Here is a 14,232-nt window from a genome sequence, read left to right as displayed (position 1 = left end):
GTCGACCCTGTCGCGGGGCCTGCGAGAATTCGCCCGTGGGAGCCGGACCGGAGCCGGGGTCGGGAGAGTGGGCGAGGTACTGGCAGCACGCGGAGCTGCCCGGCCTCGATCTGCTGCGTGCCCGGTACGTGCGCCACACCTTCCCGCGCCACAGCCACGAGGGGTATGTCCTCGGCACCATCACCCGCGGGGTGGAGGACGTCGGGCTGCCGGGCGGCACCGTCCACGCGGGTCCCGGAGTCGTCGTCATGATCAATCCGGAGGTGCCGCACACCGCCCGCGCGGGTGTTCCCGAGGGCTGGGTGTACGCCACGCTGTACCCGTCCGCGCGGGTGATCAACGACATCGCGGCCGATACGACGAGCCTGCGCGGCACGGTCGGTTTCGCCGAGACCAGCGTCGTGGACGCGTACGCGGCCCGGCTGATCGGTGAGGTCCACCGGGCCGCGGAGGAGGGCAACGCGCTCGCCGCCGACACCGTGCTGCGGGTCATGGTCGCGCGGCTGCTCAGCCGGCACGGCGGCGCGCTGCCCGTGCACGCGCCCCGCTCGGCCGGTGCCCGCGACGCCGCGCGGGCCCGCGTGCTGCTGGAGGACCGGATGGTGCGGCCGCCCACGCTGGCCGCGCTGGCCGCGGAACTCGGCACCAGTCCGTTCGCGCTGCTGAGAGCTTTCAAGAAGCAGTACGGGATGCCTCCGCACGCCTGGCTCACCGATGCCCGTGTGCGGGCCGCACGCCGGATGCTCGACAAGGGGAGGGCGCCCGCGGAGGCGGCCGCCGAGGTCGGCTTCACCGATCAGCCGCATCTCAATCGTCATTTCACCCGGATTGTGGGGGTGCCACCCGGCGCGTACCAGCGCGAACGTGCGAGAACGAACCAGCGCGAACGTGCAAGGACCTGGAACCAGCGCGAACGTGCAAGAACGTACAAGACCGGTCAGGATCTGCCCCCGTAACGTTCCGGCCGTGGCAGAACAGACAACATTTCCAGAGGGCGTCGGCAGAGCAGCCGGCCCGCCCCACGGGAGCCCGGCGCTCCCCGGGGCGCAGCCGGACGTGGCTGCGACGAAGTCGGACGCGGCCGTGGTGCGCGACGCACTCGGGGTCGGCACAGCCGTCGGACTCTCCGGTTTCGCGTTCGGTGTGACCTCGGCCGGCTCCGGGCTGAGCCTGCTGCAGACCTGCGCGCTCAGCCTCGCCGTCTTCACCGGCGCCTCGCAGTTCGCTCTCGTGGGCGCTCTCGCCGCGGGCGGCAATCCGTACACCGCGGCGGCCGGGGCCTTCTTCCTCGGCGTACGCAACTCGTTCTACGGCCTGCGGCTGTCGCAGCTTCTCGCGCTTCCGCGCACGCTCCGCCCCTTCGCCGCCCAGTGGGTCATCGACGAGACCACCGCCGTCACACTGCCGCAGCCCACCCGGCGGGCCGCACGGATCGGTTTCGCCGTCACCGGACTCACCCTCTACGCCTTGTGGAACCTGACGACGCTGCTGGGGGCCCTCGGTGCCGAGGCGCTCGGCGACACCGACGCCTGGGGGCTGGACGCGGCGTCGCCCGCGGTCTTCCTCGCTCTGCTCGCGCCGATGCTCAGGACCACGACGGAGCGGATCACCGCCGCCGTCGCGGTTCTGCTGGCGCTCGGACTGCTGCCTGTTCTGCCCGCAGGTGTCCCCGTCCTGGTGTCCGCACTCGCCGCACCCGCCGTCCTCTTCCTGGGCGGGCGCCGGAACGGAACGAGCGGGAGCACGGCCACGACGCGGACGAACACGGCGGACTCGGCCACGGTGAAGACGACAACTGCGGATACGACAACTGCGGACACGACAACCGCGGGTACGACAACCGCGGACACGACCACGGTGGAGGAGAACCGATGAACGTCTGGATCGCCATCGCGCTGACCGCCGTCGGCTGCTACCTCGCCAAACTGCTCGGACTCCTGGTGCCCGCCGGTGTCCTGGAACGTCCGCTCGTGCAGCGGCTCGCCGCGCTCCTGCCCGTGGCACTGCTGGCCGCCCTCACCGCGCAGCAGACGTTCGGAGCCGGCCGGCACCTGACGCTCGACGCCAGGGGCGCCGGGCTCGCCGCGGCGGCGCTCGCACTCGTCCTCCGCGCGCCCTTCCTCGTGGTCGTGGGGGCCGCCGTGGGCGTCACCGCGGGGGTACGCGCCCTCGGTTAGACACCGCGGTCGGGCTCACGCTCCCCGATTCGTCGCTCCACGTCTCAGTCGAGGCTGCGTCCATGGGCCCGCAGTGTCATGAGCGCCTTGAGCGTCACGATGGGGCGCCCCTCCAGAGCCGTTCCCGGCGCCCACTGCCGCCAGTTCACCGGCCAGCCGCCGTCCGCCTGCTGCTCGGCGGCGAGATGGTCGAGCGAGCGCTCCAGCTCCTCGTCGGTGAACCAGCGGCGGGCGAGCGAGTCGGGTGTACGGGCGTAGTCGTACGGGAAGTGCTGCTCGGCCGGTGCGTATCCGGCCGCCACCGGGTACTCCGCGCGCCGCTGCGGATCGAGCACGGCGAGCCGCTGGTCCCGCACCAGTCGGCCGAGCCGGTCGGCCGCGGCCTCCGCGCGGGCCCGGTCCGGAGCGCCGTCCAGAAAGGCGATCGCCGCCTCGATCTCGTACGGATGCGACCGGTCCAGGGCGTCGATCGCGGCCCAGCAGAAATCGGTGGCCCGGAACAGCCAGGCATGCCACACCGCGTTACGGTGCAGAAGCCCGACGACGGGGCCGGTGGCCAACAGTTCCGCGGGTGGGTCGTCGAGGATCGGGATGAACGGCGCGGCCGGATAGCCGCGCTGCGACGGCAGGAGAGCGGGCAGCGCCCCCTCCTTGGTGGACACCTCGGTCAGGAAGCGGCAGATCCGCTCCACCCGGATCCCGCCGCAGTGGCCGATGGAATCGAGGACGTTGAGCGCGTGTGCGGTGTGCAGCGGCTGACTGACGGGGCCGCGCAGGTCGGGTTCGAGCGCGTGCCCGTACCCGCCGTCCTCGTTCAGATAGGCGGCGAGTGCCGTTTCCACGGCATCCGCACTTCCTTCCAGGAAGTGATGGGCGAACCGCCGCTGTTCCAGGGCACGGGCCGTGAGCCAAATGAACTGCTCGGCGCGGTTGAGGGGACTTGTTCCGGTTCCAGCCATGGACCGACCGTAGGGCGGTAAGCGCTCTCGGCAAGACGTAGCGGCCCGGCTGCACTCTCAGGAGCGGGATACTGAGGTCATGCGGTTGACGATTTTCTGGGAACGGATGGCGGACCACTTCGGCGCGGGTTACGCCGATTCCTTCGCGCGCGATCATGTGATGGCCGAGCTGGGCGGACGGACGGTGCACCAGGCGCTGGCCGCGGGCTGGGACGCCAAGGATGTCTGGCGCGGTGTCTGTGCGGCGGTCGACATTCCCGCCGACAAGCGCTGATCCCGGCCGGTCCGGTCGCTCCCGCCGATGAACGCCGACCCGGCCGGTCCGGTCGCACCCGCGGATGAACGCCGACCCTGCCGGTCCAGTCGCTCCCGCCGGCAGGCGCTGGTTTCCGGCTCGTCAGCCCCGGCCGGTCCAATCGTCCCCGCCGACGACCGCTGAGCCCGGTCGGCTCGGTCGTCCCCGCCGACAGGCGCCGATTTCCGGCTCGTCAGCGGCCGGACCTGTGCTGTTGTCCGGGGCGGGCCGCTGTTTGTCACTGCCGTAGGCGAGACTGGAGCCGTGTCACCGACAGACGAGACAGCCCAGACCCAGACGACTTTCCCCCAGCCCGCCCCGTCCCCCTCGCCGGCCGCGCCGTCCGGCAATGGGCCGACCCGTATGCCCGCATGGCTGCCGCGTGCCATGGTGCTCGCCCTGACGCTCTACGCCTGTTTCCAGCTCGGCAGCTGGGCGTTCGACCAGCTCATCGGGCTGCTGATCAACGTGCTGATCGCGTTCTTCCTGGCGCTCGCCATCGAGCCCGCGGTGAGCCGGATGGCAGCGCGCGGCATGCGTCGCGGCATGGCCACCTTCCTGGTCTTTCTTGTCGTACTGACAGCCGCCGCCGGTTTTGTCGTACTGCTGGGATCCATGCTCGCGGGCCAGATAGTCGACATGGTCGAGGAGTTCCCGAAGTATCTGGACTCGGTGATCAACTGGGTCAACCAGAACTTCCACACCGAGCTCTCCCGCGTCGAGGTCCAGGACAGCCTGCTGCACTCGGACTGGCTGCAGAAGTATGTCCAGAACAGCGCGACCGGGGTGCTCGACATCTCCACCACTGTGCTCGGAGGGTTGTTCCGTCTTCTGACGATCTTCCTGTTCTCGTTCTACTTCGCCGCCGACGGCCCCAGGCTGCGGCGTGCCCTGTGCTCCGTACTGCCGCCCGCCCGGCAGGCCGAGGTCCTGCGGGCCTGGGAGATCGCGGTCGACAAGACCGGTGGCTATCTCTACTCGCGCAGCCTGATGGCACTCATCTCCGGGATCGCGCACTACATCCTGCTGGTGATCCTGGGCGTTCCGTACGCACCCGCGCTCGCCATCTGGGTCGGACTGGTCTCCCAGTTCATCCCCACGATCGGTACGTATCTCGCAGGCGCCCTGCCGATGCTGATCGCGTTCACCGTCGACCCCTGGTACGCCGTGTGGGTGCTCGGCTTCGTCGTGGTTTATCAGCAGTTCGAGAACTACGCGCTGCAGCCCAAGCTCACCGCCAAGACCGTCGACATCCATCCGGCAGTCGCCTTTGGATCGGTCATCGCGGGCACGGCGTTGATGGGCGCTGTGGGCGCGCTGATCGCGATTCCGGCCGTCGCCACGCTCCAGGCGTTCCTCGGTGCCTATGTGAAGCGGTACGACGTGACGGACGACCCGCGGGTGCACGGCCGCCATCATCAGCAGCGTGGCGGGACGGTGCTCGCACGGCTGCGCCGCTCCCTGGGGGGCGTCGAGAGCGATGAGGCCCGGGGCGGACCGGGCGGGGCCGGGACACCGGAGGAACCGGAGCGTGCCTGACGGCCTCGATGGCGCCCGGCCGGCGAACGCCGGGCTCCCGGGGCCGGCGGAGCGGGGAGGGTCGCGCCTGCGTCACGTCGATCCGCGTCCGGTGACCATCGAACCCTGAGCGTGTGTCTTCGAACTCCCAGGGCCTCCGGGGCGGCCGTGGATGCCGGCATCTCCGATGAATATGCAGGCGAGGGCGCGCAGCACCGCCCAGCCGCGGGCGCGACGCAAGGTCGCGGCGTCCGGGGTCGGCTGATAGGTCCCGTAGAAGCGGTCGGCGGCGCCGTCCGGCAGCAGTACCCAAGGGGCGGCGAGGTCGCAGGCCGGATCGCCTGCGAAGAGGGCACCGAAGTCGATCACACCGCAGAAGGTGCCGTCCGCGGTGAGAACGTTGGCCGGATGCAGGTCGCCATGGAGCCACAGAGCTGGGCCCGCCCGGTCGGGCGCGGCGGCGGCGTTCTCTCAGACCGCGCGGACGGCGTCCGGGTCGGGGATCAGCCCCGGCTCGGTGGCCGAGGCGAGCATCTTGGCGAACCCCTCGGCATGGCCGGCCAGCGGCCCCCCGCGATCATGACTGGCGGGCGCCCCGGTGGGAGCAGGTCGGTGAAGAGCCGTCAGGAAGGCGGCCAAGGTGTCGGCCGCCTCCGCGGCCCGCGTGGCGGGGGCGGGGTCGGCGGGCTCGCCCGGCACCCACGTGGTGACGATTCAGGGGCGCGGAAACCGCTCGGAGGGCTCGCCGAGGCGCTGCGGGACGGGGACCGGCAGAGGAAGCCGCGGGGCGAGGGAGGGCAGCCAGGCATACTCCTTGCGCAGGAGCGCGTCCGCAGACAGCGTCGCCCAGGGCAACCGCACGGCGCGGTCGTCGCCGAGCCGGCACAGCTGGTTGTCCCAACCACGAGCGCCGAGCGTCACAGGGCGATCGGCCAGGTCAGGGTGCTGGTCACGCAGAAGGTCCCGGACCTACTCCGCAGTGATCTCGATCTCGGTATGGGCCATGCGGAGCGACGATAGCCGGACGGTGATCCACCGTTTGTGACCCCCAGCACTCAGTGCCGCTCAACTTTCGACTGCACGAACTCACGATCATCAACCTTCGACGGCCAAGACCTCGGTGGCACAGGACAGGGACACTTGAGGGGCGGTTCGGTCCGGCGCGGTGCGCTTGACACTAAAATCGAACATCCATTCTTATGGGATTCCGGCCGGGTTTTCCCGGGCCCGACCGTGGAGTTGTCCACAGGCCGGGAGGACGTCGAGGCCCATTGTCAGTGGCAGGGGTTAGCGTCTTTGACGTGAAGCGATCGACTCAAGCAAATCGGGTGGAACCCATGGCAGGAACCGACCGCGAGAAGGCGCTGGACGCCGCACTCGCACAGATTGAACGGCAATTCGGCAAGGGCGCGGTGATGCGCCTCGGTGAGCGGCCGAACGAGCCGATCGAAGTGATCCCCACCGGGTCGACCGCCCTCGATGTGGCCCTCGGCGTCGGCGGACTGCCGCGCGGCCGTGTGGTGGAGGTGTACGGACCGGAGTCCTCCGGTAAGACGACGCTGACGCTGCACGCGGTGGCGAACGCGCAGAAGCTCGGCGGCTCGGTGGCCTTCATCGACGCGGAGCACGCCCTCGATCCCGAGTACGCGAAGAAGCTCGGCGTCGACATCGACAGCCTCATCCTGTCCCAGCCGGACAACGGTGAGCAGGCTCTCGAGATCGTGGACATGCTGGTTCGTTCCGGCGCCCTCGATCTGATCGTCATCGACTCCGTCGCGGCGCTCGTGCCGCGTGCGGAGATCGAGGGCGAGATGGGCGACTCGCACGTGGGTCTGCAGGCCCGCCTGATGAGCCAGGCGCTCCGCAAGATCACCAGCGCGCTCAACCAGTCCAAGACCACCGCGATCTTCATCAACCAGCTCCGCGAGAAGATCGGTGTGATGTTCGGCTCGCCCGAGACCACGACCGGTGGCCGGGCGCTCAAGTTCTACGCCTCGGTGCGCCTCGACATCCGACGGATCGAGACGCTGAAGGACGGCACCGACGCCGTCGGCAACCGCACCCGTGTCAAGGTCGTGAAGAACAAGGTCGCGCCGCCCTTCAAGCAGGCCGAGTTCGACATCCTCTACGGCCAGGGCATCAGCCGTGAGGGCGGTCTGATCGACATGGGTGTGGAGCACGGCTTCGTCCGCAAGGCGGGCGCCTGGTACACGTACGAGGGCGACCAGCTCGGACAGGGCAAGGAGAACGCCCGTAACTTCCTCAAGGACAACCCCGATCTCGCCAACGAGATCGAGAAGAAGATCCTTGAGAAGCTCGGGGTCGGCGTCAGGCCGGATGCCGATGCCGGCGAAGCCGGTGCGGATGCGGCAGGCGGCGCCGCGGCTCCGGCCGACAGCGCGAAGTCGGTGCCCGCTCCGGCCGGCAAGACCAAGCCGGCCAAGGCTGCGGCCAAGAGCTAGACCGTGACGCGTCGTACGGAATGGCCGGTCAGCGCCCATGACGATGGCGCCGGTACCGGTCCCGGGTTCGCCGTCACGAGACACACGGCCGAGTCCGAAGGCGGGTACGAGCCGGAGGCCGGTCCAGGCCGTGGCACCGGCTCGGACGCCGGATTCGGTGAGGGGGCGGGGCGTCGTGCCCGCTCCCGCTCCAGGAGCAGCGGCTCCCCTTCCTCGTCGAGGGCCGAGAAGGGGGAGCCGCGAGACCCGGTCGAGCAGGCGCGCAACATCTGTCTGCGGCTGCTCACCGGGACGCCACGCACCCGAAAGCAACTCGCGGATGCCCTGCGCAAGCGGGAGATCCCGGATGAGGCGGCCGAAGAAGTGCTGTCGCGCTTCGAGGATGTCGGGTTGATCGACGATGCCGTTTTCGCGGACGCCTGGGTGGAGTCCCGGCATCACGGACGAGGGCTGGCGCGCCGCGCGCTCGTCCGTGAACTGCGTACCAAGGGGGTGGATTCCGCCGTCATCGACGAGGCGGTCGGGCAGCTCGACTCCGAGCAGGAGGAGCAGACGGCCCGTGAGCTGGTCGCGCGCAAGCTGCGTTCCACTCGCGGCCTGGACCGGGACAAGCGGATGCGCCGACTCGCGGGCATGCTCGCCCGCAAGGGATATGGGGAAGGCATGGCCCTGCGCGTGGTGCGGCAGGCGCTGGAGGAGGAGGGCGAGGACACGGAGGGCCTGGACGAGCCCTTCTGAACGGCGGCCCGCACCGCGCGATGAACGTGGGGGAACCATGACACGGGGCGGGCGAGGCACACGGGGCGGACGGGTACGGGACCGTCCGGGTACGGGACCACCCGGGTTGCTTCGTGCCGACGAGGCGCGGGCGAGGGACAGCGGAAGGCGCATTGCCGGGCACGGCCAGCCGTGCAGGACCGGAGCCTGGGACTGGCGTGCGCGATCAGGGCCGTCGTGTGGGACCGGAGCGTGGGACTGGCGTGCGCGATCAGGGCCGTCGTGCAGGACCGGAGCCTGTCGTTATGGGGATCGAGATCGGTCGTACGGCTCCGGAGTTCGGCGTTGTGCATCCGCTCCCGCTCCGATCCGCGGCTGAACCCGGGGCGGACGGCCCGGCGGTCGGCCCTCCGCGGGGTCGGGGACGGGGGGTGATCGGACGGTGGAAGCAGTTCGCGGGAAGCAGCCCGCGCCGGTCGCATACGACAGGGCACTTCGCGTCGATCTCGGGAAGCGGCAGGCGGATGAGGCGGTGGGAGACGGCCCGTGTCCGCTCCGGCCGGGGCGGACACGAGCCGTCGGTGTTCAGTGCCGTGCGGCCGCCGGGGCGTGCCGGAGGCCGGCCGCCGCGATGACGGCGCCCAGCAGGCAGAGCACCCCGGTGACGGCGACGGCCGTGTGCACACCGTTCATGAAGGCCTGGCCACTGCCTTCCACGACGGCCGCCCGGAGCCGGGCCGGCATGTCGGGCGAGACCGGCGCGACCCCCATCGCCACCGCGTCCTTGGCCTCCGTCATCCCGGCAGCCACCTCCGCCGGCACCCCTGCCCCGGTCAGCTCGCCGCTCAGTGTCGAGCCGACCCGGCTGCTGATCAGCGAGACCAGTACGGACGTGCCCAGTGCGCCACCGATCTGCAGAGCGGTGGCCTGGATGCCGCCCGCCACCCCGCCGTCCTCGACGGGTGCCTGGCCGACGATGGCGTCGGAGGAGGCGGACAGCACCATGCCGACGCCGAGGCCGAGCGCGACGAACGGCGGCCACATGGTGGCGTAGGAGGAGCCGGTGTCCCAGGTGAGCATGGCGAAGGCGGCCGCGGCCTGGAGCAGCATGCCCAGAGGCATGGAGAGCCGGGGTCCGAAGCGGGCGGTCAGGGCCGCACCCAGGGGAGAGGCCACCAGGGAGGCGAGGCTGAGCGGCAGCGTGCGCACACCGGCCCCGACGGGGGTGAAGCCCCGCACGTTCTGCAGGTACAGCATCACGAAGAAGATCAGGCCGAGCATCACGAAGAAGTTCAGCGCGGTGATGACCGTACCGGTGGTCAGCGCTCGGTTGCGGAACAGCCGCATCGGCAGCAGTGGGTGCTCGATCCGGTTCTCGTACCAGCCGAAGGCGGCCAGGATCAGCACGCCCGCCGCGACGAACCCCAGAGTGCCCGCCGAGGACCAGCCCCAGGTCTCACCCTTGACGACGCCGAAGACCACACACAGCAGCCCCAGCGCCAGCAGCACGACACCGGGGACGTCGAAGCGGTGCCGGCGGCCGGTCGCGTTCTTGCTCTGCGGCAGCACAGCAGCGCTGACCAGGAGTGCGATCACGCCGATGGGGGCGTTGATGTAGAAGACGGATTCCCAGTCGATGTGCTCGATCAGCAGGCCGCCGACGATCGGGCCGAGCGCGGTCGAGACCGCCGAGACCATGGCCCAGATGCCCACGGCCATGCCGAACCTCCGCGGTGGGAAGACCGCGCGCAGCAGGCCGAGTGTGTTGGGCATCAGCAGGCCGCCGAAGAAGCCCTGTGCCGCGCGGAAGGCGATGACGCCCTCGATCGAGCCCGACAGACCGATGGCGACCGACGCGAGGGTGAACCCGACGACGCCGACCAGGTAGTAGGTGCGCCGTCCGAAGCGGTCGCCGAGCTTGCCGCCCAGGATCAGCGAGGCCGCCAGGGCGAGCAGATAGGCGTTGGTCACCCACTGCAGGCCGGCGGTCGACGCCTTGAGAGCGCGGCCGATCTCGGGGTTGGCGATCGCCACGACGGACGCGTCGAGCTGGACCATGAAGAGGCCGAAAGCGACCGCAAGGAGGGTCAGCCAGGGGTTGGAGCGTCTGCCCCGGCGCGGGCTCGCGTCCGGCGGTGACGCGGCGGGCAGGGATGAGTGATCCACGGTGGTGGACGGCATGGAGGTGCCTTGTCTGTCGGGAGTGCTACGGGAATCGGGGCGGGAACAGGGCGCGCCGGGCCCCGGCCGCCGGTGCGGCCGGATTCGGACCTGCCTCCGGGCACGGGGGATTCCCGCGGGCACGGAGAAGGCCGTGCGCACGGTCGGTCGTGTCCCCGATGGGGAATCGCGGGGATCTACTCGGCGGCGGGCACGGGGCGCAGATGGCGCGTGAGCGATGTCAGCGCACCGACGGCCGAACCGAGAGCGTCCATCTCGCCGTCGGTGAGGGACCGGAGGGCATGGGCGAGGTGTGCGCCCTCGAGGCGTCGGACCTCGGCCAGCTCCCGCCGGGCCCTGGGGGTCGGATACAGGTGGGCGATCCGCTTGTCGCCGGTGTCCTGTCGGCGCTCCAGCAGTCCCTGCTCGGTGAGCTGGGAGACGAGCGCGCTGACGTTGTTCGGCCGCATCAGCAGTGCGTCGGCGGCCTCGCGCACGGTGGCGCCCTCCTGTTGCGACACGAAGCGCAGCAGCGCGAGCTGTCCCTCGGGCGGCTTGGGCCGCTCGAAGTCCTGGGCGATCCGCCGGTCGAGAGCCCGGTTCAGCGCGGGCAGGCACGCCGCGAGCGCAGAGGCCACACGGTCGAGATCCTGGACGGACGCGCGGGAATCGGACATGGTCCGACATATTAGTCTGAAGCCATAGCTATGTCAAAGGATGTATCGGGCCTCTGTGTGTGCGGTACATCCGTGCCGACGGACAAGGTCCTGCTCCCGTGCGCGGTACGCCGCCCGGAGGCTCGTCGGCCGACGTACCGGGTGGCGCCGGGCGGCTTCCGCCGGCCCTCCGCTGCGGGGGCCGGCGGGGTCGACGGAAGCCGCTGAGGGGCTGACGCCCGGATCAGACTTCGGCCGTGGCCTGCTCGGGTGCGGCCGCCCTGTTCCCGCCGTCGGCGCTCGACATGGCGCGGGCGGCCGGGATGACACTCGCGAAGACCGCGGCGACCAGTGCGATGCCGCAGCCGATGATCAGGCCCGTGCGGAAGCCGCTCTCGGAGGTGAAGGTGTGACCGCCCATGGTGACCGTCAGCTGGGAAAGGACCACGCCCATCACGGCGGCGCCGACCGAGGTGCCCAGTGACCGCATGAGGGTGTTGAACCCGTTGGCGGCGGCGGTCTCGGAGAGCGGCACCGAGCTCATGATCAGTGCGGGCATCGAACCGTAGGCGAGGCCCACTCCGCTGTTGATGACCATGAGGGCCAGCATGAGGCCCCACGCGGAGCCCATGAGCATCAGTGACAGGCCGTACCCGGCGGCGAGCACCAGGACGCCGCAGATCAGGGTGAACTTCGGGCCGCGGGCGTCGGTGAGCTTCCCGCCGAACGGCGAGACGATCATCATCATGACGCCGCCGGGCGCCATCCACAGGCCGGCGGCGAGCATCGACTGGCCCAGGCCGTAACCGGTGGCCTCCGGGAACTGGAGCAGCTGCGGCACGACCAGCATGCTCGCGTACATTCCGAAGCCGACGAAGATCGAGGCGACATTGGTGAGCAGCACCCGGGGGCGGGCCGTGGTGCGCAGGTCGATCAGCGGGTCCCGAGTGCGCAGTTCCCAGGCGCCCCAGGCCAGCAGGATCACGACGGCGGCGGCGAACAGTCCGAGGGTGGTCGCCGAACCCCAGCCCCAGTTGGCGCCCTTCGACACGGCGAGCAGCAGGCAGATCAGTCCCGCGCCGAGGCCGACCGCGCCGAGGGTGTCGAAGCGCTGACCCTTGGCGCCGGGCGGGACGTCGGGGATGAGGAACCAGATCGCCGCGGCGATCAGCACGGCCAGGACGGTGGAGCCCCAGAACAGCACGCGCCAGTTGGCGTACTGGGCGACCGCCGCGGCGATCGGCAGGCCGAGCCCGCCCCCGATGCCCATGGAGGCGCTCACCAGCGCGATGGAGGAGCTGAGCTTCTCCGCCGGGACCACGTCGCGCAGCAGGGCGATGCCCAGGGGCACCATGCCCATGCCCATGCCTTGCAGCCCGCGCCCGATGATCATGGGGACGACGGAGGAGGCGAGGGCGCAGACCAGTGAGCCGGCCACGAGCGGTACGGAGCACGCGAGAAGCATGCGGCGCTTGCCGATCAGGTCGCCGAGGCGCCCGGAGATCGGTACGCAGATCGCCCCCGCCAGCAGGGTGACGGTGATCACCCATGCCGCGTTCGACGAGGTGGTGTGCAGGATCTGGGGCAGCTCCGCGATGAGCGGCGTGACCAGCGTCTGCATGATCGCGGCAGTGATGCCGGCGAGGGCCAGCGTGGCGACCACACCGCCGGTGCGGGCCGTGGGCTGGGGGGCGTCCATTCGGGACTCCAGAAGGTGAGGGGGCCGCCGGGCATCTTTCGCTCGCCCGGAGCCATAAGTAAACATCTGCTTACATAGACGCTAGGGCAGGTGCGGGAGTGAGGTCAACATCTGTTTACACGCGGCGCGGGCGGTACCGTTCGAGCAGAGAGAGGACAGCCATGAAAGCCAGCAGTTCCCAGGCCGGTCCCGCGCCCCTGACGCCGACGGACAACAGCCCGCCGCCATCCCGGCGGGGTGCCGCTGCCAGGACCCGTGGGCTGTTGCTCGACTCGGCCCGCCGCCGCTTCGCGTACGACGGGTACGCGGCCACCACCGTGCGCGACATCGCCGATGACGCCGGCGTCAACGTTGCGCTCATCAACCGCTACTTCCGGTCCAAGGAAGGCCTCTTCGAAGCCTGTCTGAAGGCGGTCATCGACGAACTCGTCCACGCGGCCCGCACGGTGGCCGACCTGGAACAGATCCCGGAGATCATCGTCAGCCACACCGCGGGCGTGCTCGCCGTGGACGGTCCCAGGGACGCCCTTCTCCTGCTGCTGCGCTCCTCCGGAGACGAGCGCACCGAGCAGATGCGCACCGGCCTGTTGCGCACATTCAGCGAACGGCTCGCCGCGGCGGCCGGATGGCGGCCGGACGACCCCGCGGGCGACCAACTGCTCCTGCGCGCCCAACTCGTGCTGTCCGTGGCCTTCGGTATCACGGTGCTGCGCGCCTCTCCGGGGCTGGAGCCGCTCGGATCGGCCACCGAGCAGGACCTCACCGGGCCGCTGCGCGATCTGGTCGAAGCGCTGCTCACCCGTCACTGAGACGAGGCGCAGCGTCCGGTCACCGGCCGCGCCCCCGCCCTCGCACGCCCTCGTCGATCGCGGGACCCGGCGGTTCATGGCTGCCCTGGGGCGGGTCACTGCCCGGCGCGGGCGGCGCGTTCGATGGTGGCATCGATCAGGGCGAGCGCCTCGTCGGCCGTACGTCCGGGCTGCCGGTTCCACGGCCCGATCAGCCCCGTCCAGCCCCGTGAGCGGAGCTCGGCGACGAGCCAGGCGCCCGCCCGGTCCACGGTGTCGAGGGAGCCGTAGCCCAGACGGTGTGCGGTCAGCATGGCCCCGCAGACGCACCGGGCGCCGCGCGCGTTGCGGAGTCGGTACGGGGTGTTCTGCCAGCCCCACTCGGTCAGGACCCGTCGTGCGTGGGCGAGGTGGGTGGAGGGCCGCACCTCGGGCTGCCCGATGCGCCGCCAGGAGTGGAACCGGTCGGGGAGGATCGCGCCCAGCCGACCGGGAAGGGGCCGTTCGCGCGGTGCGGCGGCAGGCAGAGCACGCACGGATTCGGCGATGAGCTGATCGACGGGTACGGACAGCAGGCCGCGCCAGTCAGCCGGCTGACGGTCCGGCAGGTGATCCGCGGTGCCGAGGGAGACGGGGCGTGCGGGTTCGGCGGCGGTGAGATCCCATCCGGTGACGATCTGCTGCCATGCACCGGTGTCGTGGAGGCGGGCGACCCGGTCGTCGAGCCGGTCGGGAGTCAGGGTGGGCGTCGGCATGGGTGCGAGGTCTCCGTCACGTCGGTCCTTGGCGTTGAGCCGAATG

At 70.7% G+C, this 14,232-nt stretch carries 12 protein-coding genes and 2 pseudogenes; 8 read left to right on the top strand and 6 right to left on the bottom strand.

Going from position 1 to position 14,232, the window contains the following annotated elements; all coding sequences use genetic code 11:
- Nucleotides 1-35 precede the first annotated feature (35 nt).
- The 3 genes and pseudogenes from ACIQCZ_RS16425 to ACIQCZ_RS16415 all read left to right on the top strand — a co-directional run bounded on the left by ACIQCZ_RS16425 (nt 36) and on the right by ACIQCZ_RS16415 (nt 2,177).
- Complete coding sequence (locus ACIQCZ_RS16425; RefSeq protein ID WP_402282887.1) at nt 36-956, top strand: AraC family transcriptional regulator; 921 nt, start codon at nt 36-38, stop codon at nt 954-956.
- Between the two features lie 10 nt (nt 957-966).
- Nucleotides 967-1,749: pseudogene (locus ACIQCZ_RS16420) on the top strand (AzlC family ABC transporter permease); the annotation flags it as partial.
- Nucleotides 1,750-1,871: 122 nt separating this feature from the next.
- The gene (locus ACIQCZ_RS16415; RefSeq protein ID WP_402282886.1) at nt 1,872-2,177 is read left to right on the top strand and encodes an AzlD domain-containing protein; all 306 of its coding nucleotides are present in this window, start codon (nt 1,872-1,874) and stop codon (nt 2,175-2,177) included.
- A 44-nt stretch (nt 2,178-2,221) separates the two neighbouring features.
- Here the strand turns inward: ACIQCZ_RS16415 and ACIQCZ_RS16410 are convergent, their stop codons facing one another.
- Nucleotides 2,222-3,136, bottom strand: a complete 915-nt coding sequence (locus ACIQCZ_RS16410; RefSeq protein WP_402282885.1) for a hypothetical protein — start codon at nt 3,134-3,136, stop codon at nt 2,222-2,224.
- A 79-nt stretch (nt 3,137-3,215) separates the two neighbouring features.
- Between ACIQCZ_RS16410 and ACIQCZ_RS16405 the strand changes: the two genes are divergently transcribed.
- Together ACIQCZ_RS16405 and ACIQCZ_RS16400 are read left to right on the top strand one after the other, a co-directional pair.
- Nucleotides 3,216-3,410: a DUF3046 domain-containing protein gene (locus ACIQCZ_RS16405; protein WP_351082710.1), complete on the top strand. Its 195-nt coding sequence runs from the start codon at nt 3,216-3,218 to the stop codon at nt 3,408-3,410.
- Between the two features lie 384 nt (nt 3,411-3,794).
- Entirely contained in the window at nt 3,795-4,970 is a 1,176-nt protein-coding gene (locus ACIQCZ_RS16400) for an AI-2E family transporter (protein WP_402282939.1), read from the top strand.
- Nucleotides 4,971-5,042: 72 nt separating this feature from the next.
- Here the strand turns inward: ACIQCZ_RS16400 and ACIQCZ_RS16395 are convergent.
- Nucleotides 5,043-5,906 (bottom strand): annotated as a pseudogene (locus ACIQCZ_RS16395) (phosphotransferase).
- A gap of 380 nt (nt 5,907-6,286) precedes the next feature.
- Between ACIQCZ_RS16395 and recA the strand changes: the two are divergent.
- Nucleotides 6,287-7,411: a recombinase RecA gene (gene recA, locus ACIQCZ_RS16390; RefSeq protein ID WP_391744749.1), complete on the top strand. Its 1,125-nt coding sequence runs from the start codon at nt 6,287-6,289 to the stop codon at nt 7,409-7,411.
- 3 nt (nt 7,412-7,414) lie between these two features.
- On the top strand, nt 7,415-8,149 hold the full coding sequence (recX, locus tag ACIQCZ_RS16385; protein ID WP_402282883.1) for a recombination regulator RecX: 735 nt from the start codon (nt 7,415-7,417) through the stop codon (nt 8,147-8,149).
- 564 nt (nt 8,150-8,713) lie between these two features.
- Here recX and ACIQCZ_RS16380 read toward each other — a convergent pair.
- The 3 genes from ACIQCZ_RS16380 to ACIQCZ_RS16370 all read right to left on the bottom strand — a co-directional run bounded on the left by ACIQCZ_RS16380 (nt 8,714) and on the right by ACIQCZ_RS16370 (nt 12,643).
- Nucleotides 8,714-10,309 (bottom strand): MFS transporter, encoded by a 1,596-nt coding sequence (locus ACIQCZ_RS16380; RefSeq protein ID WP_402282881.1) that lies wholly within the window; start codon nt 10,307-10,309, stop codon nt 8,714-8,716.
- Between the two features lie 176 nt (nt 10,310-10,485).
- Nucleotides 10,486-10,965: a MarR family winged helix-turn-helix transcriptional regulator gene (locus ACIQCZ_RS16375; protein ID WP_402282880.1), complete on the bottom strand. Its 480-nt coding sequence runs from the start codon at nt 10,963-10,965 to the stop codon at nt 10,486-10,488.
- Between the two features lie 223 nt (nt 10,966-11,188).
- The gene (locus ACIQCZ_RS16370) at nt 11,189-12,643 is read right to left on the bottom strand and encodes an MFS transporter (RefSeq protein ID WP_402282878.1); all 1,455 of its coding nucleotides are present in this window, start codon (nt 12,641-12,643) and stop codon (nt 11,189-11,191) included.
- A gap of 161 nt (nt 12,644-12,804) precedes the next feature.
- On the opposite strand from ACIQCZ_RS16370, the gene ACIQCZ_RS16365 reads away from it, so the two are divergent.
- Nucleotides 12,805-13,452, top strand: a complete 648-nt coding sequence (locus tag ACIQCZ_RS16365; protein WP_402282876.1) for a TetR/AcrR family transcriptional regulator — start codon at nt 12,805-12,807, stop codon at nt 13,450-13,452.
- A gap of 95 nt (nt 13,453-13,547) precedes the next feature.
- On the opposite strand, the gene ACIQCZ_RS16360 is transcribed toward ACIQCZ_RS16365, so the two are convergent.
- Nucleotides 13,548-14,186, bottom strand: a complete 639-nt coding sequence (locus ACIQCZ_RS16360; RefSeq protein WP_402282874.1) for a hypothetical protein — start codon at nt 14,184-14,186, stop codon at nt 13,548-13,550.
- Nucleotides 14,187-14,232: the final 46 nt, after the last annotated feature.

It is taken from the genome of Streptomyces sp. NPDC093149 (assembly GCF_044754145.1).
Lineage (GTDB): Bacteria > Actinomycetota > Actinomycetes > Streptomycetales > Streptomycetaceae > Streptomyces.
Note: the sequence above shows the minus strand (reverse complement) of the source record. Positions and strands in the feature narration are given on the sequence as shown.

Coding starts and splice junctions, on each gene's coding strand:
- ACIQCZ_RS16415 (WP_402282886.1), top strand. CDS start 1,872: ATGAACGTCTGGATCGCCATCGCGCTGACCGCCGTCGGCTGCTACCTC.
- ACIQCZ_RS16360 (WP_402282874.1), bottom strand. CDS start 14,186: ATGCCGACGCCCACCCTGACTCCCGACCGGCTCGACGACCGGGTCGCC.
- ACIQCZ_RS16410 (WP_402282885.1), bottom strand. CDS start 3,136: ATGGCTGGAACCGGAACAAGTCCCCTCAACCGCGCCGAGCAGTTCATT.
- ACIQCZ_RS16370 (WP_402282878.1), bottom strand. CDS start 12,643: ATGGACGCCCCCCAGCCCACGGCCCGCACCGGCGGTGTGGTCGCCACG.
- ACIQCZ_RS16365 (WP_402282876.1), top strand. CDS start 12,805: ATGAAAGCCAGCAGTTCCCAGGCCGGTCCCGCGCCCCTGACGCCGACG.
- ACIQCZ_RS16405 (WP_351082710.1), top strand. CDS start 3,216: ATGCGGTTGACGATTTTCTGGGAACGGATGGCGGACCACTTCGGCGCG.
- ACIQCZ_RS16380 (WP_402282881.1), bottom strand. CDS start 10,309: ATGCCGTCCACCACCGTGGATCACTCATCCCTGCCCGCCGCGTCACCG.
- recA (WP_391744749.1), top strand. CDS start 6,287: ATGGCAGGAACCGACCGCGAGAAGGCGCTGGACGCCGCACTCGCACAG.
- ACIQCZ_RS16400 (WP_402282939.1), top strand. CDS start 3,795: ATGCCCGCATGGCTGCCGCGTGCCATGGTGCTCGCCCTGACGCTCTAC.
- ACIQCZ_RS16375 (WP_402282880.1), bottom strand. CDS start 10,965: ATGTCCGATTCCCGCGCGTCCGTCCAGGATCTCGACCGTGTGGCCTCT.